Source organism: Escherichia sp. AM3 (assembly GCF_032029835.1).
In the GTDB taxonomy this organism is placed as follows: Bacteria; Pseudomonadota; Gammaproteobacteria; order Enterobacterales; family Enterobacteriaceae; genus Escherichia; species Escherichia coli.
In genome coordinates, this window is sequence record NZ_JAVUPQ010000402.1 from 1 (window position 1) to 912 (window position 912).

1 protein-coding gene and 1 pseudogene are annotated in these 912 nt (G+C 38.4%); both read right to left on the reverse strand.

Annotated features, from left to right (window positions below; translation table 11 throughout):
• Window positions 1–437 (reverse strand): annotated as a pseudogene (locus RTW80_RS26170) (spore coat protein CotH); the annotation flags it as partial.
• Window positions 438–439: 2 nt separating this feature from the next.
• On the reverse strand, window positions 440–912 hold a 473-nt coding region (ddp1, locus tag RTW80_RS26175), incomplete at its 5' end, for a DNA distortion polypeptide 1 (RefSeq protein WP_312720999.1).

A 912-nucleotide genomic window follows, 5' to 3' on the forward strand; every position in this document is an offset into this window, starting at 1 on the left:
CTGACAGACTCCAGCAAATCTTCAGGCTTTACTTTCGCTGAAACTGGAGGCGAGAAGACAATATTCTGTGTGATTTTTTTATTTTCTTTACCTTTATCATTCATCACATGCTGAGGATCATTAGCACGATCTATCATGTGCTCTTTAGCTTCCAGAATTTCGTCACCCGTCCATACCCGACCGCTTTCACTCATCACTGGTAGCTCTGACTCACGGCTCATATAATCAATACTGTTCCGAATCCCCTGACGAGTAATAGCACCTCCAGATATTTTGACAACAACCTCCTTACTGGCACCCTTGCGGTTGATACGTTCCTGAACATTGCGGCTATAGTTCTTTCCACCATTTTTGACTTTGTGAGCGAAAGCTGACTTACGACAATTTTCTGATGACTTTCTTTTAACACGATATTCTTTATCAACGTAAACGCCCATAATCACATCTCCACTTTATTTGAAACAGTTCTCCCTTTACATAACATAATGTAATTCTCAAACTGATTCTTAAGATTAAAAATTTCTGTTGTAAGACGCTCCGCATCCTGATAGAAACCATCTTTATCAAGAACCCTGGTCTGATCATTAACAATGATATAATGGAAATTACGACCGATCTTATCAATTGAATTACGGCAACGATTCATCATCAGCAGTTCCTGGTCAAAGAAATCCAGTTCATTTTCAAGTGTCGTCTGTATGCGGTAACGACATTCTCGTGATAACGTCCATCCGTGACGATTAGCAGCTCTTTCAATATCAGCCCTTTGTTTACCTGTTAAGTACATCGTTGTTTTGATAAAATCATTATTATCAAAAAACGTATTTATATCCTTACTGACAGCTTTACTTTTTAATAAAGCATTTGCTAAAAGTTTCATGCCTTTAGCTACTGTTAAAGCTGGTTCATCCG